Raw genomic sequence first — 20,849 nt, 5'->3', positions numbered from 1 at the left:
TTTTGATCAGCCTTAAAACAACTGTTTCATTCTTTGTCAAGTGACATTTCCATGTCCCGGAACACGGGTGCCCGATGCCTTTTCCCCGAAAACGGCGTGTGCGGGCCGATTGCCTTTCCCGGATCCGATGGACAAAAAAATCCCGGCTGCGGCGTCGCCGCAGCCGGGATATTCATGAGACGGGATCAACCTTTGGGGCAGCCTTTCTTGATCCGCTCGCCCGTTTCCTTGTCTATGTTGCGCCAATATTCGAACACGCGCTTGAGGACCGGCTTGCTGACCCCGGCCAGAGAGCCGATGACGTTGCTCACGAGACGGGCCCGCTGTTCGTCGTCCATGACGTCGCGCACCAGCGCCCCGGCCTGGCCGAAGTCGTCGTCGTCCTTGTGCAGGGTATAGGCCGCGCGGATGAACTCCCCGTCGGCCTGCCAAACGGCGTCTTCGGGGTACTTCCCGGCATTGGGCACGGGACCGCCCTTGGAGTTGGGGGCGTAGACCGGATCCGAGGCCTTGTCGATGCGCATGGCGCCGCCCTTGCTGTAGTTGTTGACCTCAACGATGGGCCGGTTCACCGGGATCTGCTTGTAGTTCACGCCCAGGCGCGCGCGGTGGGCGTCGGCGTAGGAAATCAGGCGCGCCAAGAGCATCTTGTCCGGGCTCGCGCCGATCCCCGGGACGAGGTTGCCCGGTTCGAAGGCCGCCTGCTCGATCTCGGCCTGGAAATCGGTGGGGTTGCGGTCCAGGGTCAGCTTGCCCACCTCGATGAGGGGATAGTCCTTGTGCGGCCAGACCTTGGTCAGGTCGAAGGGGTTGAAGCGATAGGTCTTGGCCTCGGCATAGGGCATGACCTGGACCTTGAGGGTCCAGCTCGGGTTGTTCCCGGCCTTGATGGCGTTGAACAGATCGCGCCGATGGTAGTCGGCGTCGGACCCCGCGATGCGGTCCGCTTCCTCCTGGGTCAGGTTCTCGATGCCCTGATCGGTGAGGAAATGGTATTTGACCCAGAACCGCTCGCCCTTGGCGTTAACCCACATGTAGGTGTGGCTGGTGTAGCCGTTCATGTGCCGGTAGCTCTTGGGAACGCCCCGGTCGCCCATGAGATAGGTCACCTGATGCGCGGATTCCGGGGACAGCGTCCAGAAATCCCACTGCATGTCGCCGTCGCGCAGGCCGCTGTCGGCCCGCCGCTTCTGGGAATGGATGAAGTGGTGGAATTTCATGGGATCGCGGATGAAGAACACCGGCGTGTTGTTCCCGACCATGTCGTAGTTGCCCTCGGTGGTGTAGAACTTGAGGGCGAATCCGCGCACGTCCCGCCAGGTGTCCGGGCTTCCGCTTTCACCGGCCACGGTGGAGAAGCGGGCCAGCACATCCGTCTTCACGCCGCGCTTGAAAAGCGCGGCTTTGGTGTAGGCGCTCACGTCCCGGGTCGTCATGAAAAAGCCGAATGCGCCGGAGCCCTTGGCGTGGGGCTGGCGGTCCGGAATCATCTCGCGGTTGAAGTTCGCCATTTGCTCCATGAGATAGTGATCATGGAGCACTATGGGCCCGTCCGCTCCCACAGTCAGGGAAAATTCATCGCTGGATACGGGGATCCCGGCGTCATCAGTGGTCATCTTTTGCTTCTTGGCCATGCTGTTACCCTCGTTTTGAATTTCCTGATTTGGTCACACCGTTTTTATGCAGCAGCATATACGAGCCATCAGAAAGTGGCAATGAGAACTACTTTTATTATGCTCAGGTCCGACAGGGTCTTGGCGGAATTATCGTTCTGCGCCAGGGGCATTCGCGGCGATAGCGGTGACGTCGGCCGCCATCGAGCTACTGATAATCTTGCAGAACCGTAACCCGCCAAGGGCTGACCGCTCGCCCGGCCCACCTCGCCCACGCCCTGGCACCAATCTCTTTCAACGGGGGCCCGTTGCTGTTCTCGATGGTGGTCCTGCCCGAAGGCATGGTCGGGGAGCGGAAAATCACGGACAAGGCCCACGAGGAGCTCTCCTTCCTGGGGCTGGAAGCTCTGGCCGCCACCCCGGCCAAGAACCTCTCCCTGGGCCATCAGCGGCTGCTCGGCATCGGCCGGACCTTGGCCACGTCGCCCTGGCTGCTGCTCCTGGACGAGCCGGCGGCCGGGCTGGTGCACCACGAAATCAACCAGCCAAGGCCATCATCGCCAGCCTCAGGGAGCGGGGCATATCCATCCTCCTGGTGGAACAGATGGCCTCCCACGCGCTGGCCATCTCGCACAGGGCCTACGTCCTGGAGGGCGGCGCCCAGGAGCTCATCGGCAATCCCGAGGTCAAGAAGGCCTATCTCGGCGGCTGACGCCGCCGCCATCCGCAACGCAAAGGGCCCGGGAGAACCCGGGCCCTTTGTTTTTCTGCGAATCGTCTTTCAACGGTCAGGTCACGTCCCTGCCGATGCCTTGCAGGCCATGACAGGACTCCACCACCTAGCGCACGTTCTGTTCGGAATCCAGCATGGCCGAATGTGACTCCCCGGCCGTTCCCGCGGCCTGGGCCGCGTCAGCACTTGGAAGGAGCCAGGGCGGGCTCGGCGTCGGGGTCGTAGATCACGTCCCCGCCTTCCACCTGGGGATTGAGCTCCTCCATGAAGTCCTGGGTCATGCCCGGGACCTTGAGCAGGTCCTCGGCCTTCTTGTAGGGGCCGTGGGCCTTGCGGTAGTCCACGATGGCCTTGGCCAGGTCCTCGGGGATGTCGATGTCCTCGATGGCCATGAGCTGCTCGACCGTGGCCTTGTTGAAGCTGACGGTGCCGCCGGCCATGGCCGTTCCGGCGAAGGCCAGGCACGCGAGGGCCAGCAGGCAGGCGATGATGGTAGTCTTCATGTCTTGTTCTCCCGTTATGCGTTTCAAGGGCGACGGGGCGGCCGGAGGTGAGGGACCGCCCCACCCGTCAATCCCGTCGAGCTATTTGGGCTCGATCCTGAAGGTCGTGTTCTCCGGCGGGATCACGGCCCGCTCCCTGGGCTTGGACAGCTGCGGCACGTAGTCGTAGGGCACGCGCATGGCGCGGTAGACCAGGTTGTAGTTGCCGTTCTTGGTGTAGTAGGGGCTGATGTACTCCCAGACGATCTCGTGGTCCGGGGTCACTTCCTGGAACTGCCCCACCGCGCCGTTGGTGATCAGGGTGTTGCCGTTGGGCAGGCGCTGGGCCGAGCTCACGTAGTCCGAATAGAACTGGTACTTGTTGCGCAGGCCCATCTGCTTGGCCGAATGCTCCCAGACCACTTCCAGGGTCCTGGGGTCGAACTCGATGATCCGCGAGTAGTCGCGCCGGGCGTCGGACCAGCCCACGTGCGCGCCGGGGTTGCGGGGGCCGTAGCCCGCGTAGCCGCCGTTGTCGTAGATCATGATGTTGCCCTCGCCGGGCAGGCCCCTGGGGATCATATGGGTGTGGTGCTGGCCCACGATCTGGCCCAGCTTGCGGTAGGCGCGCTTGTACTGCTTGCCGCCGAACTCCCACATGGTGTCCGGATAGTAGTAGGGCCCGATCTGCCAGACGACCTTGCCGGTCTTCTTCTCGATGATGCAACTGGTGTTGGTCTGGCGGTTGGAGATGATGATGTTCTCGGGGTTGAACACCGCGTACTGCACCGGGTCCTCGTCATACCACTTGTTGGGGCCGAGGTAGGAGGCGGCGTTGACGTGGATCCAGTCGCCGCCCTTGCGTCCGGGGGTGCGGGTCATGGAGAACGTGGGATACTTGTACATGGCCTTCTTGAATTCCAGGGGGAAGTCCATCTCCTTGAAATGCTCCGAGGCCGTCCACTCCCAGATGATGTTCCCGTCCTTGTCGATCTCCACGATGTAGTCGTCGTAGAGTTCCTTGTCCGTGATGTACTGGTTGTGAGTGAACTTGTGCGACAGGATGAGCATCTTGCCGTTGTAGTTGTCCAGGGGCATGCCGGGCACGGCGTAGCCCACGGAGTTGCCCTCGAACTGGTAGTCGTGGTGCATGCCCGCGCGGGGGATCTTGCGCACCACCTTGCCGTCCCAGTCCACCACCACCAGGTCGGTGGAGCTCTCGTCGCCCCAGACGCGGCCCTTCTTCTCCGGGGCCGGGCGCCTGGTGCCCGCCAGCAAGCCGCCCTTGAGCATCTTGGGCGGGTGCTCGGCCTGGCAGATGTCCTTCCACTGCCGGACCACGTTGCCGTTCATATCGATGAGCACGGTGCCCTCGGACTCCACCTCCGTGCCGAACACGGTGTAGCCGCCGTAGCACTTCTCGGGCTTGTAGATGGTGGTGCCGTGGGGGAACACCGTGGGGAAGGAGAACGCCTTCATGGGGTTGATGAGCGTCGCCGCGGTCAGGGCCGCCGCGCCGGTGATGAACTCACGTCTTTTCATGTCCTCTCCTGTATGACCGTCCGATGCTCTTCGGACGCGCTGTGCTGTCATTTATAGCCGGGAACGCCGTCTCGGGGCACCCGGCCCGGCCGCTGGCAATCCTCGGCTAGTAGGCCACCATGGCCGGACCGTCGCCCTCCGACTCGGCCTTGGCCGGGGCCTTGGCGGCCGCCTTGGCCGGGGCCGGAGCAGCGGACAGGCCTGCGCCCGCGTGGTAGTCGCGGAAGAAGCGCGGGCAGTCGTCGCCGCAGATGTAGCCCTGCGGGGTCAGGGTCTTGCCGTAGAAGGCCGGGTAGTCCTCGCCGTAGCGATGGGCCCGGTGGATCATGTTGGTGGTGGCGTCCAGGGAGGACGGGAAGGCGTCCTTGTCGCCCACCACGCACTTGACCTTGCCCGCGTAGATGGGGCTCACGAACTCCCAGGCCACTTCCTTGTCCGGGGTGACCTCGATGAGGTGGCCGCCGTGGGTGGAGGTGATCAGGGTGTTGCCGTTGCCCAGACGCTGCACCGCGCCCTGGCGGTGGGAATTGAAGCTGTTGGTGTGCCTGGAGGCGTACTCCCAGACGACCTCGCCGGTCTTGGGATCGACCTCCACGGCCCGGGAGCGGCGCGCCTCAGGGCGCTCGGAGCCGTTGTCGAAGAGCAGGACATGGCCGTTCTCCAGGGGAGTGGCGCAGTGGTTGCCGAACATCTTCTGGTCGCCGTCGTCCCAGTAGCCGGGCTTCCTGGCGTCCGGGTCCCAGGCCGAGGGGTTGCCCCAGCGGTATTCGATGGCCCCGGTCTTGTGGTTCACGAAGTAGAACTCCGACAGGTTCCTGGAGTTCAGGACCACGGTGTCGGTCCCGGGGATGTAGTTCACGGTGTTGAAATGCGACCAGTCGAGGTTGGGATACACGCTCCCCATGGGCTCGGGCAGGGTGTAGTTGAAGTCCAGCTTGTGCGGACCGCTGCCCATATGGTCCTTGACGTGCCATTCCCACACGGTCTTGCCCTCGGGATCGACCTCGCGCACGAAGTCCATCCAGAACGCGTCGTGGGGAACGCCCTTGGACATAACGGGCTGCTTGGGGATAGTGAAGGGATTGCGCCCGGCCTTGACCGCGTCCTCCTTGGACATCGCCTCCCAGGCCAGGATCATGGTGTTGCCGTTGGGCATGCGGCAGAAGGTGTGGTGCTGGATCTCCTTGCCCTTGGTGAAGAGCTTGTACTCCCAGACCTTGTTGCCGTCCCAGTCGAACTCCTCGAGGATGCCGCCCGCTCCGCCGATGGCGCAGTAGCCGATCTCCTTCTTCCTGGGCAGGGCGCCCGCGCGCAGCAGGTGGCCGTTGGGCAGGAGCACGGAATGCAGGCCCGCGGGGTATTCGCTCTTCCAAGTGTGGACGATGTTGCCCCGCATGTCGATGAGATAGGTGGTCTTGCTGCCCACCGTGGGGTCGAACAGGGTGTAGCCCTGGTAGGCCTTGTCCACGTCGTAGTAAAGCACGCCGGTGGGGCCGGTGATGGCCTCGTATGCCTGGGCGCTCACGCACAGTCCCAGGGCCATCGCGCAGGCCATGATGACCATCTGCCATCGGGTGTGTCGTTTCATCGTGAAGCCTCCTCTTCTTGAGCGGGGTTGAGCAGTTGTAGAATGTTTCGCGATCCGTGGCGTCGTCCTGTCTCGGTTCGGCCGCAGGGGCCGGGCGCGGCCCGGTGTGGGCCGGGGCGCATGGCGCGGGGATCTTGTCCCATTTCGCACCAGCAGATGGCCCCGGGGGCCCATACACCTGCCCATAATCAAGGAGCATGCCAGGTAAGACTCCATTATTAAGTCAACTATTTCAGTTTATTGAAAGTGAAGACGACACTTGTGTGTGCCGTTTCCCGCTCAAGGGGGCGTGCGCCCTGTGCGCGACCCCGCACAAGGCTTGTGAAAAATAAGGCGGGCCCCCGGCGAGGCCCGCCCCGCGCCCCACGGACGCAAGAATCGTCAAAGATTGTAGGCCTCGATCTTATCGTACAAAGTGCGGCGGCCGATGCCCAGGATCTTGGCGGCCTTGGAGCGGTTGCCCTCGGCCATGGACAGGGCCTGGCGGATGGCGTTGATCTCGGCCTTTTCCACGGCGTGCTTCAGGGACACGACCTGCGCCTCGCCGTCCCCCAGGGACTCGGCAAAGGGCTGCACCGGGGTGCCCAGGTCCTCGATGCTGATGGTCCGGCCCTCGGTGAGCAAGACGGCCCGCTCGATGACGTTCTCCAGTTCCCGGATGTTGCCCTTCCAGGGCGACTCCAGGAGCAGCTGCATGGTGCCCGGGGTCAGGGCGGTGATGTTCTTGTTGTAGCGGGCGTTGAACTTGCGCACGAAGTGGTCCACGAAGATCACCAGGTCGTCCTGGCGCTGGCGCAGGGGCGGCAGATGCAGGGGAATGACCGCCAGGCGGTAGTAGAGGTCCTTGCGGAACTCCCCGCTCTCCACCTCCCGCTCCAGGTCGCGGCTGGTGGCCGAGAGGAAGCGCACGTCGATGCTGATGGGCATGTTGCCGCCCACGGGCTTGATCTCCTTCTCCTGGATGGCGCGCAAGAGCTTGACCTGGGTGGCGGGGGACAGCTCCCCGATCTCGTCCAGGAAGATGGTCCCGCCCTGGGCCTCCTCCAGCAGGCCGCGCTTGGCCCGGATGGCCCCGGTGAACGCGCCCTTGACGTGGCCGAAGAGCTCGCTCTCCAACAGGTGCTCGGCCAGGGACCCGCAGTCGATGATGAAAAAGGGCCTGTCCGCCCGGGAGCTGGCCTTGTGGATGCGCTTGGCGAACAGGGACTTGCCCGTGCCGGTCTCGCCCTGGATGAGGATCGAGGCGTCGGAATCCGAGACCTTCTCCACCACGTTCAGCATCTGCTGCACCAGGGCGTTGTTGCCGATGACCATGCTCTGGTGGTCGTCCTCGCGCTCGCGGGAGTCGTAGCTCTCCAGCTTGCGGTGCAACTGGCCGTGCTCGATGGCCCGGCTGGCCAGGAGCAGCAGGTCCTGCATGTGGAAGGGCTTGGTGATATAGTGGTAGGCCCCGAACTTGATGGCCTCCACCGCGGACTCGATGGAACCGGCCCCGGTCATGATGATGAACGGCAGGATGCTGTCGATGCTGCGGAGCTGCTTGAGCAGTTCCAGGCCGCCTGCGGGCTCCATGGCCAGGTCGCTGATGACCAGGTCGTACATGGTCTCGGACAGGGCGTTCCAGGCCTCGCCCACGGTGGCGGCCGTGTGCACCACGTAGCCCTGCCTGCCCAGGGAACGCTTGAGTATGTCCAGGAAATCCTGCTCGTCGTCAACGATGAGAATCTTCTCGGGCATGGCTATGCCTCCTCGCGGCCCAGGGCGGGCAGCTCGATGATCACGCGCGTCCCCCGGCCCGGCTCGGATTCGGCGAAGACGATGCCCCCGTGGCGTTCCACGATGCGCCGGGAGATGAACAGGCCCAGGCCGAAGCCGGTCTTGCGGGACGTGAAAAAAGGTTCGAAGATGTTGGGCAGGTCCCGGCGCGGGATGCCCCGGCCCGTATCCTGCACCACCAGCCTGGCGGTGCGCGCGCTGCCCTCGCCCTGCACCCGGCCGGTGATGGTCAGGGTGCCGCCGTCGGGCATGCTTTCCTGGGCGTTGAGCATCAGGTTCACGAGCACCTGGTGCAGGCTGGGCGCGTCGCCCAGCACGGCCAGGGGCTCCTCGGGGAATCGCAGATCCAGGCTCAGGCGCTTGAGCTTGGGGCCCAAGAGGGCCGCGCTCTCGCGCACCAGGTCCTCCAGGTGCAACAGATTCCGGGACAGGGGCTTGGGCGAGGCCATGTCCAGGAGCCCGGTGGTGATCTCCCCGGCGCGCACGGCGTTGCGCAGGATGGCGGTGAGCCCCTCGCGGCTCTCCTGGCCCGCGTCGGCCGCGTAGAGCAGATCCTCGGCATTGGCCTGGATGATGCCCAGGGGATTGTTGATCTCGTGGGCCAGACTGGCGGCCATTTTGCCAATGACGCCCAGGCGCTCGGACTGGATCAGCTCCGCCTCCATGCGGTTGCGATCGGTGACGTTGCGCGCGAACAGGCAGGCCTGGAGGTCCGTCCCGGACGCGCCCTGGATCACGCGCCCGGCCACCTCCACCTCCATGGACACGCCGTCCCTGGTCTTGAGGGCGAATTCGTACTTATCGCAACCGTCGTGGAAGACCTTGTCCAGGAACGCGGCCACGTCCGGGGAATCCTTGACCACCAGTTGCCCAAAATCCGCCTTCTCAGAGGCCGGGGGCAGGAGCAGCGCACTGCGCGCACGCTCGTTGGCGTGCAGGATGCGGCCGGACTCCTCCACCAGGAAGATCATGTCCGGCGACGATTCGATGAGGTCCCTGTAGCGCTGCTCAGTGCGCCGCAGGTCGCGGGCCACCCGCTCCACCCGGCGCTTGAGGGACACGTTCCAGAGCACGAAGCCCACGAACAGAGCCGCCACCGAAGCGCCCACCGCAGCGATGTGCTTGTAGTACCTACGCAGGTCCAGGCCGCCCACGGTCTTGCCGAACCACTTCTCGTTCAGCCGCTCCAGGTGCCCGCCCCGCCCCAGGAACTCCAGGGTCGAGCGGATGTCCGCACCCAGGTCCACGCTGCGCGCGTCCACCAGGATGCCCAGGGGAGTCTCGCCCAGGGGCACGCCCTTCTTGAGGACGTTCTGGAATGAATTGGAATCGATGAGAAAGTCTGCAACGCGCTCCGAAGGCGCAAGAAACACGTCCACCGCGCCCCGGTCGAGCATGCTCAGGGCCTCCAGGGGGGAGGTCACGCGGATGATCTCCCCGTCCAGGGGCGGGACCACGGAATACGGCGCGGCGCTGATGACCACGATGCGCTTGTCGTGGAGGTCGCGCATGCAGGTCACGGAACTGCAGCGGCGGTGCACATACAGGCGATGGCGCAGGTTGATGCCCACGGGGATGAAGGCCGCCCACGGCCCGGCATGGATCTCGGAGTCGTAGGCGATGAGGTCGATCTGCCCGGACGCGAGCATCCGCAGGCGCTCTTCCAGATCGTCCACGGGCACGAAATCCACCCGCCTGCCCAGGACCTTGGCGATCATCACGCACTGGTCCACGGCGAAGCCGCGCACGGCCTTCTGGTTCTCGCGCAGAGCCAGGAAGGAAAACGGCGGGGACGAGGGGCGGATGCCCACGCGCAAGGGCTTTTCCGCTCGGGCCGGAAGCGGGGCCAGGACTCCGAACAGCAGGACGAGGACGAGGAGAAAGCGGCACTGGCGGTTCATGCCCGCAGAATAGCGCAAAAGGACCCGACGGGCCATACGGCCCGGGGTCCCTGGAATTCCCGGTGAATTGCTCCCCCCCCGGTGGAGAAGGACCGGGGGGGGAACGGACGGCTGCGGTACGGAGGAGCCGCATCCGCCTTGTTCGCCGCTTACGCCGCTTTCGCTACTTCGCCTCACCTGTGAGCACCGCCTTGAAGCCCTGACCGATGTCGTTGCGGGCGTCGGAATGAACCATGATGATGTCCATGAACCGGCCGGGGCCGCCCGGCGCGACCTCGAAGGCCACGTCCGCGCTCCGCCCCGGGGCCACGGCCAGGGAGCCCCGCCAGTAGACCTTGCCGAACTTGCGGGATTCCACCGAGGTCACGGTCATGGGCGCGTCCCCCGCGTTGGTGACAACGATCTTCACGGGATTGGCCTTGCCCGCGACGAGCGCGCCCACCTCGGTCTTGCGCGGGGTGACCTCCATGACGCCCATGGGCACGGGGTCCACGTAGCCCAGGATGTGGATCACGTCCTCGGTTGTGCCGCCGGGCCCGGTGAAGACGTGGACTGTCTTGTCGAACTTACCGGGATATTTGAACGTATGATAGGTGATGACCATGGTGGCCGTGTCCCCGGGGGCCAGGCTGGTCTTGTCCAGCTCCGTGGTGGTGCAGGCGCAGCTGGTGGAGACGTTGGCGATGACCGCGGGCTCCTTGGAGGCGTTGGTCAAGGTGATGGTCTTCCGGGCGTCAGGGCCCTCCTGCATGTCGCCGAACCGGACCTGGGTCTCGCTGATCTCCAGCTGGCCCGCGGGCGCGGCCGCGGCCACGCACAGAACCAGGGCGGCGGTCAGGGCGATGGTGCGCAGTTTCATGTCGTATCCTCTACTGTTCCCCGTGCACGAGACGGGATTTCACGGCGTAGTCGAAGTTCCTGTCCTGGCCCTCGGTGTGGCAGACGCGGCACGAGGCCTCGTCCGGCCGGGCCACGATGTCCTTGGGGTCCTGGGACTCCACGTGGGCGCGGCCGGGGCCGTGGCAGGCCTCGCACTGCACGTCCTTGAGCTCCGGGGTCAGCTCCATGTCCATGAAGCCCCCGTCCGCGTCCATGGCCACCACGTGGCAGCGCACGCACCCGGGCACGGACTGCTTTTCCGCGCCCTGGTGCTTGAGGTCCTCGAAGGCTCTCGCGTGGGGCGTGGTCTTCCAACCCTGGACCTGGCCCTGGTGACAGTCCGCGCAGGCCGTGTGGCCCACGTAGTCGCCGAACAGCTCGGCGCGCGCGGCCACGGACAGCCCCAGGATCAGGAGGGCGGCGGCGATGCTGATGCGGGCCATGGCGTCCCCCGTCAGCAGTTGCAGCTCGAAGCCGGCTTGATGAACAGGTACTTGTCCAGCTTGCGCAGCAGGGCCGGGTCCACCCCGTCCACGTCCAGGAGCTCCTCCATGTCCACGAACTCGCCGTTCTCCTCGCGCAGTTCGATGATGGCCTTGGCCAGGTCCTCGCCGATCTCCGGGATCTGGGCCAGCTGCTCCACCGTGGCCGTGTTCAGGTTCAGCTTGCCCGAGTCGTCGGCGGCCAGGGCGGGAAGCGCGGCCAGGGCCAGGGCCAGGATCAGGAGGGGAAGAATGCGTTTCATCGTTTGACTCCTCGGGCCGCTTACCAGCCCATGTATTGATGACTGTAGAAGAAGGCCCAGACCGCCGCGGACAGCACGCCGCTGGCCGTGCCCCAGAGGGCCTTGGCCCCGGCGCCCTTGCGGTGGGCCTTGAAGATTCCCATGTACAGGGCCGCGGCCGTGGCCAGGACCAGGACGACCAGGAAGGCCGGTTGCAGATACAGGTAGATGCCGTGCATGTGTCCCTCCTAGAGCAGGCCCAGGTATTGGCAGACCGTGGCAAAAGCCATGACCGCCAGGGCCAGGACGATGCCCAGGGTGTCGCGGTCCTGCTCTTCCCGGCCGGTGTTGGCCATGTAGTCGAAGCCGGTTTCGTCGGTGGTGTGCGTGTTCCTCTGCATGGGGTCCTCCCTACGCCGGCAGCAGGCCGGTCTTGACGCAGGTCATGATGGCGGCCAGCAGCAGCGCGATGCGCACGGCCCCGGCGATGCAGGTCACGGCGAAGCCCTTGAGCCCCGGGGCCGCGATGTCGCGCAGGGACAGGCTCAGGCCCAGGGCCCCGGCGGCCAGGGAGAAGTCCCATTTGACCATGTTGAAGATGGCGTGGTGCGCGGGCTCCTTGAACAGGTGCAGGCAGGCCAGCACCCACAGGAACACGAACACGCCCAGCCAGGCCGGAAAGGTCTTTATGCCCCGCGTGGCCCGGACCTCGGGGTCGTCGCGGTGCCGGAGCTTGCGCACGAACATCACGATGAACACGTACAAGAACCCGGCGGGCATGATCACGTGGCGGCCCACGTCGAACCAGGTGGCCCAGCGCCCGGCCTCGTAGCCCGCGCCGAAGGCCGCGTACAGGGCCTGGGCCCCGTTGCCCACGCCCAGCACCGAGGCCAGGCCGAAGTACTTGGCCGGGATGCCCAGCCAGCCGCCCAGGACGGGCAGCAGGAACATGGCGATAAGGCCGAAGCCGACGACGCAGGCCACGGAGTTGACCACCTGGCCGCCTTTGGCCTTGATCAGCGGCATGAGGATGGCGCAGGCGTGGGGGTCGCCCGTGGCCAGGCCGCCCGCGATGATGGAGCCGTGGCGGTCGTCCAGCTTGAGCCACCTGGCCGCCAGCAGGGTCACGCTGGCCGTGACGAACAGCGAGGCCGTGCAGATGAGCATGGGCGCCAGCCCGATCTTGAAGGCGTGGCCAAGCATGAAGTGCGGGGCCAGCATGATGATGCCCAGGGGCATGAGCATATGGATGTAGGACAGGCCGCGCTTCCAGGAGTCAGGCACGCCGAAGACGTTGCCGATGACCAAGCCCAGGAGCAGCGGGTTCCAGACGAAGTTGGAGTTCATGACCTGGAAGAAGGGCTGGTGGCGCACCGGCCCGATGACGCCGTCCAGCCAGGCGAAGAGGTTCTCCAGAGTCAGGGGGTTGGGCACCCCGGCCAGGTTGTTGCTGCAGATGGCGATGAAGAACATGGCCAGCAGCCCCGGCAGGATCTCCTGGAACGAATACAGCGCGCTGGCCAGGGAGCGACGGCGCTGCTCGTAGGAGATGGTGGCGGTGGTGGTATTCATTGTGATCCTCGCAGTGTCTGATTTGGCCGCTAGCGGCGGATGTGGGCCGAGCCGCCGGTGTTCACCGAGCCGCTGATCTTCTCGCCGGGCGCGGGCGCGCCCACGCGCCAGGCGTCCATGAACCCGAGCCTGGGCAGCATGGACAGGCGCAGGAAGCCCTCGATGGTCCCGTTCACGCCCACCAGCACGTCCATGTTGTTGCGCGGGCGGAAGGCCAGGTTGTCCGTGGCCTGGACCTTGTCCTTGTAGGTGGTCTCGATGTGCCAGGCGTGGATCATCTCGCCGTCGAAGGAGTCCAGGACCAGACGGAACAGGGGCTCGCCCTGCTTGTTCCTGGGACCGTCGTACACGGGATGCTCCCGGTCCAGGACGATGGGCTCGGGGTTGTCCAGGAGCACCTCGTTCAGCTGGTAGCAGTGGCCGCAGACGTCGGGGCGGACCATGAAGCGCGGGTCGTGCTCAAACGGCGTGTCCCGCTCGAGCTCCTGGATGTTCTTGTACAGGAAGAGGTTGGCCTTGCCGTCCTGGAAGGGGCTCTTCACGTCCAGCTCGGCCATGACGTCGCCGACCTTGAACTGCATGCGCCGCGCCACCTCCTGGTGCTGAGGCAGCAGTTCCTTGGCCGCGTCGTCCAGGGGGCCGACGACCTTGGCGGCCACGGCGCCGTCCGCGCCCACGAGCTCCAGGCTCACGGTCCCGGCCTTGGCGTCCAGGGCCGCGCAGCGCAGGGTGTACGCGCCCAGCTTGGCGCTCTGGCCCGGGCCCAGGGCCACGCCCTTGGGCGTGGTGTAGGTGAAGCTGATGCCCTGGATGGACGGGGTGCCGAACTCCTTGATCTTCACGTAGTTGGAGCCCACGTACTCGGGCACGATGTAGGTCGCGCCCTCGGAGAAGACCTCGGGCATGTAGTAGCGGTTGCCGCCGTCCCGTTCGTCGAAGCCCTGGGCGATGTAGAAGTGCGCGCCCCAACGGTTGCCCGAGTACTTCATGAGGCTCATGGAGGCCACGGGCCGGTCGTCCAGGTAGTTCATTCCCGTGTAGCGCAGGGTCTTGTTGCGCACGCCCAAGAGCTCGTCCTGCCAGTACATCAGGTTGCCGTCGCCCATGGGCTGGTTCTTCCAGAAGTCCAGGTCCAGGTTCTTGCGCACGAAGGTCCCGGAATCGAAGGTCGCCAGGTAGGCGCGGCGGCCGAGCATGAAGAAGGACTCGCCGGCCAGGGTGCGGATGTTGCGCGCGTTGCGCGTGGTGTAGCAGAGGCCCGCGGGCGGGATGACCACTCGGTTGCTCTTATAGTCCACGTAGCTGCCGCGGATGAACACGGCCTCGGAAGACAGGAGCTTCTCGTTCTTGCGGTTGCGCGAGGTCTTGCGCATCAGGCCCCGCACACGCGGCACGAAGGGTGCGGTGTGGTCCGGCTCGTAAAAGGAGCTGTCGGACACGACCTTGGGATAGGAGGTGAAGCGCGAGCCCTCCACCACCGTGCCCCAGGACGGATCGGCCAGGCGCTCCAGGAAGGAGCGCTCGATGACGGGCTCCAGCACGGGCGAGGAACCCAGGAAGAAGTCCAGGTTGTAGCGCCCTTCCTCGGGCCACATGACCATGTTGTCCGTGCGCATGGCGTAGTGGTCGCGCACGTACAGGTTGCGCACCACGCCGCCGTCGAAGCCGTTGGCCACGACCTTGAAGGCCGGGCGGTTCCAGATCTCGGAATACTTCACCGGGCCGTCGTAGCTGTCGTGCTCGTTGTCGAAGGCCAGGGCCTCGCGGTTCTCGATGAGCAGACGCTTGAGCATGCCGGTCTTGAGGTCGGGCTCCAGCACCACGGTGTAGCGGTCGTCCAGGGGCCAGGGCTCACCGTTCCTCACCGTGACCAGGTCGCGGTAGACCACGAAGGAGAACGTGCCGGAACTGTAGCCGTGGGCCTTGCCGGTGACCCAGGGCACGAAGTCGGAATCCTTCATGAACGAGGGATTCACGACGATCTCCACGCGCATGTCCAGCTCGGGCACGGTGAGCTGGTAGCGATCCTTTTCCCCGGCGCGGGTCTTGTATTCCTGGGCCGAGACCGGGCGCACCAGCTTCTCGGCCAGGACCTCGCCGCCGCTGAAGTCCGTGACGCGCACCAGGAAGCCGTCCGGGCGGCGGAAGGCGTAGATGCGCTTGTCGAAATAGAAGCGGTAGTCCTCCTGGCGCAGCTCCAGCACGACGGGCCGCTGCAGGGAGAAGGTGGCCGCCTCGATGCTCGGGAACTCGATGGACGCGAACGCGGCCTCGTCGAACCCGATCCTGCTGGCCACGTATTTGCTGGCCCCGTAGAAATAGGTGTTGTCCAGGTAGAACTTCTCAAGCTGCGGGTTCAGGCCCTCCTTGAGGGACAGCTCGCGGACCTCCTCGCGGCCGGGGAATTCCGTGGCGATGGGGAATTCCAGGGGCCAGCCTCCCGAGGGGGAGACCAGGGCCAGCTCGGCGTAGGGCTTCTCGTAATGGTCCGTGGAGTAGTCGAACCAGACCCGGTAGCCCGTGTCGCCCAGGGGCTTGCGCTCCCCCCGCTTGAGGGAGAAGTCCGTGAACCGGCGCGTGCCGGTCTCGAGATCAACCAGATAGGCGTGCTCGCCCAGCACCAGGAACGGGTCGCGCATCAGCGGGCGCGCGTCGTGGGAGGTCTCGGAGACGTAGAACAGCCCGCCCGGGGCCACGGACGCCCTGCCCTCCTGGATGCGGCTGCCGCGCAGGACGATGGCCTCTGAGAGGTGCTTCTTCTGGCCGTGGCGGTTCTTGAAGACCTTGTTCCGCAGGCCCGCCAGATGCGGCAGGAAGGTCATGTCCGCCGCGGGCGACAGGCCGTGGGGGTCGTCCAGGGCCGCGAGGCCCGCCTGGGGCGCCACGACGGTCAGGGCCAAAGCGAACAGCAGAGAGTGAACTATCTTTTTCATGCGTACCATTCCTGGTGTGTCGTCGATTCAATGCCGGGGCACGTGCCTGCCCCCGCATAGACAAGAACCGTACCAGCACGATGCGAGCGCCGAATAATACGCAATTTCAAATGATTAAAACGATTATTGCGGTCCAGAAGGCCGCCCGCCTGTGCGGCTCCCCGCACAGCGCGCGCCCCAAGTGTCCCGGCGGGCGCACGGAACGGCCGCCGCTTGGAAGGCCCCCGGCAACAGGGGCCTGGCCGGAGACGATTCCACAAAAAGGCGCGCGGAGATTCCGTGCGCCCCCGTGCGGCAGAGCCCATGGGCAGGGCTTCATGGCCCGCGAGAAGAACAGGAAAGGTTATGGCCCTGGATGCGCGGGTGGTAGGGACGCGCATCCAGGGCCTGTTGGAGGGTTCCTAGAAGGTGTTGATGCTTTCCACGTCCTCAAGGGCCTCTGCCAGTTCCCCGTCGTCGAGCACGTCCACGTCGTCAAAGGAGAAGGCGTCCGGAGCGATGCCCCGCGACTCCAGGCAATGCTTCAGACAGGCCACGCGGCCCTCGTTCGCCTGGAAGGTCGCGATCATGTCTCGAAGGTATCCGGACTGCTCGCCGACAAGGGAAAACACTCCCTGGCCGAGAAAGACCAACAGGGTCTCGTAGCCCTCGGCCTGGGCCGCGAAGGCGGTGCGCACGCCCAGGGCCATGCGTTCGTCTCCCTGGGGATGGGTGATGATGATGCCGACATTGCTGATCATGTGAATCTCCGCCGTTAGCTCCCCAGCGTGAAGGCCACGTCCGAGGTCATGAAGAATTTGGTCAGGGAGGACCCCACGTTGCCGCGGATCACGCCGTCCAAATAGGCGCACCCCTCGGTGCCTCTGCCGTATTCCGTGGTGTGGCAGGTGTGGATCACGGCGCCCCTGGACGCCAGATTCTCCAGGCGGTCCGCCATGCGGAACCCGTCCATGAAGGCGGTCAGGGCGTCGTTCATGCCCCTGTCGCCGGTCCAGGGGACCTCCTTGTTGGCCATGTTGCAGCCGTTGCCGTAGAGGAAGATGTTCACGCCGTGCCCCATGTCCCGGGCCGCTTCGGCAAAGCGGATCATGAAATCCGCGTTCTCGTCCTCCACGGCCCCCGAAAGCATGGTGATGGTGATGGTCGCCATGAAGGCCTCCTAAAGGCTCATGATTTTGCCGTGTTCGAGCACCAGGTCGACGATGCCGGGCATGTCCAGGGGCCGACAGTGCGCTCCGGCCGCCAGGCCGCGCGCCGCCAGGGCGTCGACGTCCGCGTAGATCTCGTCGAAGACCGACTCCTCGGACAGCCAGGCGGATTCCCGCGCCAAGTACACGCCGTCGCTGAACAGCAGGAGCTCCTTGTCGTCGTCTCCGGCCAGGGCGTTCACGGCCTGCAGGGCCGCCGCGTCGGGCTTGTTCAGGAGAAAGAGCATGGCTCACCTGCCCTCGATGTCGTAGTTCATCTCTATCCCGCCCTCCAACGAATAGGTGAGCAGCGAGCCGCGCAGCATCATGTCGCGCACGGCCTCGAACCGCTCCCTGTCCTCGGCGGCCACCTGCGTGGTCACGCCGAGGTCGATGTCGCAGTAGTGCGTGCGCAGCTGGGAGTCCTTTTCCTTGCTGATCTCGGCCGTGGCCACGAGGTCCCCGGGCGCCACTCCCTGGCTGACGAGGTTGTTGGCCATGGTGTTCACGAAACAGGTCATGGCCGCGGCCAGCAGCAGGCGCGCGCCCATGTGCTCGTTGGCGCGGGCCTCCTCGTCCAGTTCCGCGGGATTGAAACGGATCTCCGGCAACGCCGCCGAACCGAGGTCGATGATGAACTCACCCTGTGCCGTGCGGGTCATGCTGATCTGCGTACCCATGTCCGAACTCCTTTTATATGCTTGTCCTTTGCTGTCTTCCGGCCGGGGCCGGGGGATGCGCTCGCCGCATCCGGAGAGGATCCTTTGCCGAACCGGAACGCCGTCAGCGCCCCAAGGCACGCAAAGCACAGGCCATGCCAGATTGGCGCAGCCATATAACCTATTGATTTAGAATTGTTTTCTTGTTCAGAAAAGGCGGGAGGGGCAGGCGAACGGGACAAAAGCGCGCGCCCCGGCGTCACGCTTTACACAGTAACATGCTTGTTTTACAAGATATTCAAGAACGGGACAGTTCTGACTCAGTGGACGAAAACGTCCCGCTCCCGGGACGCCGCAAGACCCTGCGCGGGTTCCGAGATGTTCAGCTTCTTCATCTTCCTGAACAGCGTCTTCCGGGGCAGGCCAAGGGCCACGGCGGCCTGGGAGCGGTTCCAGCCGTAGTCGTCCAGGGTCTTGCAGATGATCTTGCGCTCGTACTGGGCCAGGCTGTCGCGCAGCTTGCCCGAGAGCAGCGCGTCGCCCGCCCCGAAGGCCGCGGCCTCGCCCCTGCGCTGCCCGTTGTTCGTGGGCAGGAAGTCCAGGTTGCCGAAGGCGATGAACCGCTCCAGGGCGTTGCGCAGCTGGCGGACGTTGCCGGGCCAGTCGTATTCCAGGAGCTGGGCGATCTCCTTGCTGACCATGCGGCGGGGGGCGTTGAGCGTGCCCAGGATATGCTCCACCAGGTAGGGGATGTCCTCCCTGCGCTCACGCAGCGGGGGCAGGTGGATGGGGATGACGTGGATGCGGTAGTACAGGTCCTCCCGGAACTCCCCGTCCTGGACCATCTCGGGCAGATCGCGGTTGGTGGCCGCGATGATGCGGAACTGGGCGGACTGGGGCGAGACCTCGCCCACGGGCGTGTATTCGTGCGACCCCAGGACGCGCAGCAGCTTGGCCTGGCACCCGGGGCTGAGTTCGCCCAGCTCGTCCAGGAACAGCGTGCCGCCCCTGGCATGGTCCAACAGGCCCCGCTTGTTGGCGTAGGCCCCGGTGAAGGCCCCCTTGCGGTGGCCGAAGAATTCGCTCTCGAACAGCTCCTCGGGGATGGCCCCGCAGTTCACGGGCACGAAGGGCTTGCCGTTCTGGGGGCTCAGCTGGTGGATGGCCCGGGCCACCAGCTCCTTGCCCGTGCCGGTCTCGCCGTAGATGATCGTCCCGGAGCTGGAAGCCGCCGCGCGCAGGATGGCCTCGTAGACGTCCTGCATCATCTGACTCTTCCCGATGAGCTCGCTCAGGCGCATGCGGCAGTTCATGGACGCCTTGAGGCGGTCGTGCTCGGCGCGCAGCTCCTGGGTCTCCATCTTCATGGTCTCCTCGTTCATCTTGAACTCGGAGATGTCCAGGACAAAGGAGAGGATGGCTTGGCGCCCATTGAGGTCGATGGGGGTGGGACGGCCCTCGAACCAGACCTTGCGGCCGTTCTTGTCCAGGCCGGTCCACTGGTATTTCGCGCCCGTGTCCGTCTGCTTGGTCAGGCTGCGCAGCATGCTGGAGTGGCGGTCGCGCTCCTGTTCCACCAGCAGGCTGGAGGACGGCCTGCGGTGCAGGTCGGCGAAGGAGTCGTAGCCGAACATGTTGCAGAACCGCTGGTTGGCCATGACGATGATGCCGTCCACGAACAGGCAGACCCCTGCGGGCACGTGCTCCGACAGAATGTGCAGGCCGTCCATGATGGAGACGTTGGTCTGGAAGGCGTTGGAGATGTACTCCAGGTCGTAGATGTCCTGGATGGCCCCCTGGTTTCCGGCATCCGGGCGCACGCGGGCGAGCATGGCGCGGCAGTCGCCCCGGGCGTTCAGGTAGGAGCCGATGGCGGTCCACTCCTCGCCCGAGCAGTGGGAACAGATGTAGGCGTCGCCGAGGGCGTTCCTGGCGGCCTCGAAGTCCCGGTCCAGGAACCAGTCGATGAGCACGGCGTGCTCTTCGGGCAGAAAGGCCCGCCAGTGCTGGTTCCCGCCGACCATCGACCGGGCGCTGAGCCCGGTCAGGGCCTCGGCCCCGGGATCCCAGCTGGTCACCGCGTGGGTGGAATCGATCCTGAATTGACCAACACTCAGCTTTCCCAGATGTGCTTCCATACGTGCGCTCGCAGTTTGGACGTGGGGGAGGCAGCGGCGTCGCCGTGTGTCATCGTCAACCGGGGCTAGCATTACGAAGAGGCCTGCCTGGGGTCAAGGGATGATGAAAACCGAAGCGGCCGGCACGCCGTGCCGGCCGCTTCGCGCAAGGGTTAATCGAAGAATGTGCCGATGTTGTAGAACTTTACCAGCTTGACCAGGACGCGGTAGTCGTCCGAACCGGCCTTGGTGCCCTGATACCAGCGGTAGGCCGGGAGCTGGGCGCTGAGGCCGATGTTCATCTTCCAGGGCGTCTTCCAGACGATCTTGGGCCCCACGTACAGTTCGGAGGATTCGTTCTGCAGGGCCTTGTCGTACTGCTCGGCCTCCGCGTTCCATTCGTAGGAGGCCTCGGCGCCCACATCCCAGGAGGAACTCAGGGCGTAGGCGTAGGACAGGTTCAACCGCGCGCGGTTGCCCTTCTCGTACTCCCGGGCGCCTTCGGCGAAGGTGGCGAAGTTGAGCTCGCCGTCGAACCGGCTGGCACCGGAGAAATACGTGGCGCCGATGCCGAGCACGCCGCCCCAGGCGCAGGGTCCGGCGCCGATGGCCGTATCCTTGTCGATGGAGGCCGTGGGCAGGATCGGGCCGTAGTCAATGGCGAAGAAGAACGGGTCGCCCTTGTCCTGGTTCCAGAGCACGTTGCGGAACACCACGGTGGTGTCGCCGTTGCCCGAGTAGGTCTTGTCGTTCGCGGCCATGTCGAAGTTCAGGTTGTAGATGGGGAAGGCCACGCGGACGTCCATGTCGGGCATGATGCCGTAGCGCAGCTTGATCACTTCCATGAACTTGTCGACCTTGGTGGCGTCGCTGAGGTGGTCGCTGCCCTTGCGCACGCCGTCGCTGTCGCCGTACAGGAAGTTGCCGCCTACGCCGAACAGGCCCGGGGGAACTCCCTGGCCGCCGGGGCCGGAACAGGTGCCCATGGGCGCCCAGGCGCGCGGCACCTTGACCGTCTTGCCCTGCTCCCCGCCGTCTCCGGCCCAGGCCGTACCGGCCATGAGCGCCACCAATGTCATCACCATGATCATGAATCCAAGTCGTTTCATCATGAGCCTCCTTTCTTTATAGAACCGTATTCAT

At 65.2% G+C, this 20,849-nt stretch carries 19 protein-coding genes and 1 pseudogene; 1 reads left to right on the top strand and 19 read right to left on the bottom strand.

Going from position 1 to position 20,849, the window contains the following annotated elements:
* Nucleotides 1-185: 185 nt before the first annotated feature.
* Entirely contained in the window at nucleotides 186-1,634 is a 1,449-nt protein-coding gene (locus tag ACYYG1_RS02160; protein WP_461208626.1) for a catalase, read from the bottom strand.
* Nucleotides 1,635-1,933: 299 nt separating this feature from the next.
* Between ACYYG1_RS02160 and ACYYG1_RS02155 the strand changes: the two are divergent.
* Nucleotides 1,934-2,068: pseudogene (locus tag ACYYG1_RS02155) on the top strand (hypothetical protein); the annotation flags it as partial.
* A 457-nt stretch (nucleotides 2,069-2,525) separates the two neighbouring features.
* Here the strand turns inward: ACYYG1_RS02155 and ACYYG1_RS02150 are convergent.
* The 18 genes from ACYYG1_RS02150 to ACYYG1_RS02065 all read right to left on the bottom strand — a co-directional run bounded on the left by ACYYG1_RS02150 (nucleotide 2,526) and on the right by ACYYG1_RS02065 (nucleotide 20,818).
* On the bottom strand, nucleotides 2,526-2,849 hold the full coding sequence (locus ACYYG1_RS02150; RefSeq protein ID WP_461208625.1) for a ComEA family DNA-binding protein: 324 nt from the start codon (nucleotides 2,847-2,849) through the stop codon (nucleotides 2,526-2,528).
* An 81-nt stretch (nucleotides 2,850-2,930) separates the two neighbouring features.
* Nucleotides 2,931-4,370 carry an aryl-sulfate sulfotransferase gene (locus ACYYG1_RS02145; protein WP_461208624.1) on the bottom strand — a complete coding sequence of 480 codons (1,440 nt, stop codon included), beginning with the start codon at nucleotides 4,368-4,370 and terminating at the stop codon, nucleotides 2,931-2,933.
* A 106-nt stretch (nucleotides 4,371-4,476) separates the two neighbouring features.
* Nucleotides 4,477-5,958, bottom strand: coding sequence for an aryl-sulfate sulfotransferase (locus ACYYG1_RS02140; RefSeq protein WP_461208623.1), 1,482 nt, complete (start codon nucleotides 5,956-5,958; stop codon nucleotides 4,477-4,479).
* Nucleotides 5,959-6,339: 381 nt separating this feature from the next.
* Nucleotides 6,340-7,695 carry a sigma-54-dependent transcriptional regulator gene (locus ACYYG1_RS02135; protein ID WP_461208622.1) on the bottom strand — a complete coding sequence of 452 codons (1,356 nt, stop codon included), beginning with the start codon at nucleotides 7,693-7,695 and terminating at the stop codon, nucleotides 6,340-6,342.
* Nucleotides 7,696-7,697: 2 nt separating this feature from the next.
* A complete protein-coding gene (locus ACYYG1_RS02130) occupies nucleotides 7,698-9,671 on the bottom strand; it encodes an ATP-binding protein (RefSeq protein ID WP_461208621.1) in 1,974 nt (657 codons plus the stop codon).
* A gap of 127 nt (nucleotides 9,672-9,798) precedes the next feature.
* Nucleotides 9,799-10,494, bottom strand: a complete 696-nt coding sequence (locus ACYYG1_RS02125; RefSeq protein ID WP_461208620.1) for a DUF1573 domain-containing protein — start codon at nucleotides 10,492-10,494, stop codon at nucleotides 9,799-9,801.
* A gap of 10 nt (nucleotides 10,495-10,504) precedes the next feature.
* A complete protein-coding gene (locus tag ACYYG1_RS02120) occupies nucleotides 10,505-10,957 on the bottom strand; it encodes a multiheme c-type cytochrome (protein ID WP_461208619.1) in 453 nt (150 codons plus the stop codon).
* A gap of 11 nt (nucleotides 10,958-10,968) precedes the next feature.
* The gene (locus tag ACYYG1_RS02115) at nucleotides 10,969-11,259 is read right to left on the bottom strand and encodes a ComEA family DNA-binding protein (RefSeq protein ID WP_461208618.1); all 291 of its coding nucleotides are present in this window, start codon (nucleotides 11,257-11,259) and stop codon (nucleotides 10,969-10,971) included.
* A gap of 20 nt (nucleotides 11,260-11,279) precedes the next feature.
* Nucleotides 11,280-11,477, bottom strand: coding sequence for a hypothetical protein (locus ACYYG1_RS02110; RefSeq protein ID WP_461208617.1), 198 nt, complete (start codon nucleotides 11,475-11,477; stop codon nucleotides 11,280-11,282).
* A gap of 9 nt (nucleotides 11,478-11,486) precedes the next feature.
* Nucleotides 11,487-11,639 carry a hypothetical protein gene (locus ACYYG1_RS02105; RefSeq protein WP_461208616.1) on the bottom strand — a complete coding sequence of 51 codons (153 nt, stop codon included), beginning with the start codon at nucleotides 11,637-11,639 and terminating at the stop codon, nucleotides 11,487-11,489.
* A 10-nt stretch (nucleotides 11,640-11,649) separates the two neighbouring features.
* Nucleotides 11,650-12,810 (bottom strand): putative sulfate exporter family transporter, encoded by a 1,161-nt coding sequence (locus ACYYG1_RS02100; protein WP_461208615.1) that lies wholly within the window; start codon nucleotides 12,808-12,810, stop codon nucleotides 11,650-11,652.
* A 29-nt stretch (nucleotides 12,811-12,839) separates the two neighbouring features.
* A complete protein-coding gene (locus ACYYG1_RS02095) occupies nucleotides 12,840-15,743 on the bottom strand; it encodes a hypothetical protein (RefSeq protein WP_461208614.1) in 2,904 nt (967 codons plus the stop codon).
* Nucleotides 15,744-16,144: 401 nt separating this feature from the next.
* A complete protein-coding gene (locus ACYYG1_RS02090) occupies nucleotides 16,145-16,483 on the bottom strand; it encodes a DsrE family protein (protein ID WP_461208613.1) in 339 nt (112 codons plus the stop codon).
* A 14-nt stretch (nucleotides 16,484-16,497) separates the two neighbouring features.
* Complete coding sequence (locus tag ACYYG1_RS02085; RefSeq protein ID WP_461208612.1) at nucleotides 16,498-16,893, bottom strand: DsrE family protein; 396 nt, start codon at nucleotides 16,891-16,893, stop codon at nucleotides 16,498-16,500.
* Nucleotides 16,894-16,902: 9 nt separating this feature from the next.
* Nucleotides 16,903-17,178: a DsrH/TusB family sulfur metabolism protein gene (locus ACYYG1_RS02080; RefSeq protein ID WP_461208611.1), complete on the bottom strand. Its 276-nt coding sequence runs from the start codon at nucleotides 17,176-17,178 to the stop codon at nucleotides 16,903-16,905.
* Nucleotides 17,179-17,181: 3 nt separating this feature from the next.
* The gene (locus ACYYG1_RS02075; protein WP_461208610.1) at nucleotides 17,182-17,610 is read right to left on the bottom strand and encodes an OsmC family protein; all 429 of its coding nucleotides are present in this window, start codon (nucleotides 17,608-17,610) and stop codon (nucleotides 17,182-17,184) included.
* Nucleotides 17,611-17,909: 299 nt separating this feature from the next.
* Entirely contained in the window at nucleotides 17,910-19,727 is a 1,818-nt protein-coding gene (locus ACYYG1_RS02070) for a sigma 54-interacting transcriptional regulator (protein ID WP_461208609.1), read from the bottom strand.
* Between the two features lie 152 nt (nucleotides 19,728-19,879).
* Nucleotides 19,880-20,818, bottom strand: a complete 939-nt coding sequence (locus ACYYG1_RS02065) for a transporter (protein ID WP_461208608.1) — start codon at nucleotides 20,816-20,818, stop codon at nucleotides 19,880-19,882.
* Between the last annotated feature and the right edge of the window lie 31 nt (nucleotides 20,819-20,849).

The sequence above is a fragment of the Desulfocurvus sp. DL1XJH-121 genome (assembly GCF_054819825.1).
This window is presented reverse-complemented; position numbering and strand designations above follow the sequence as displayed.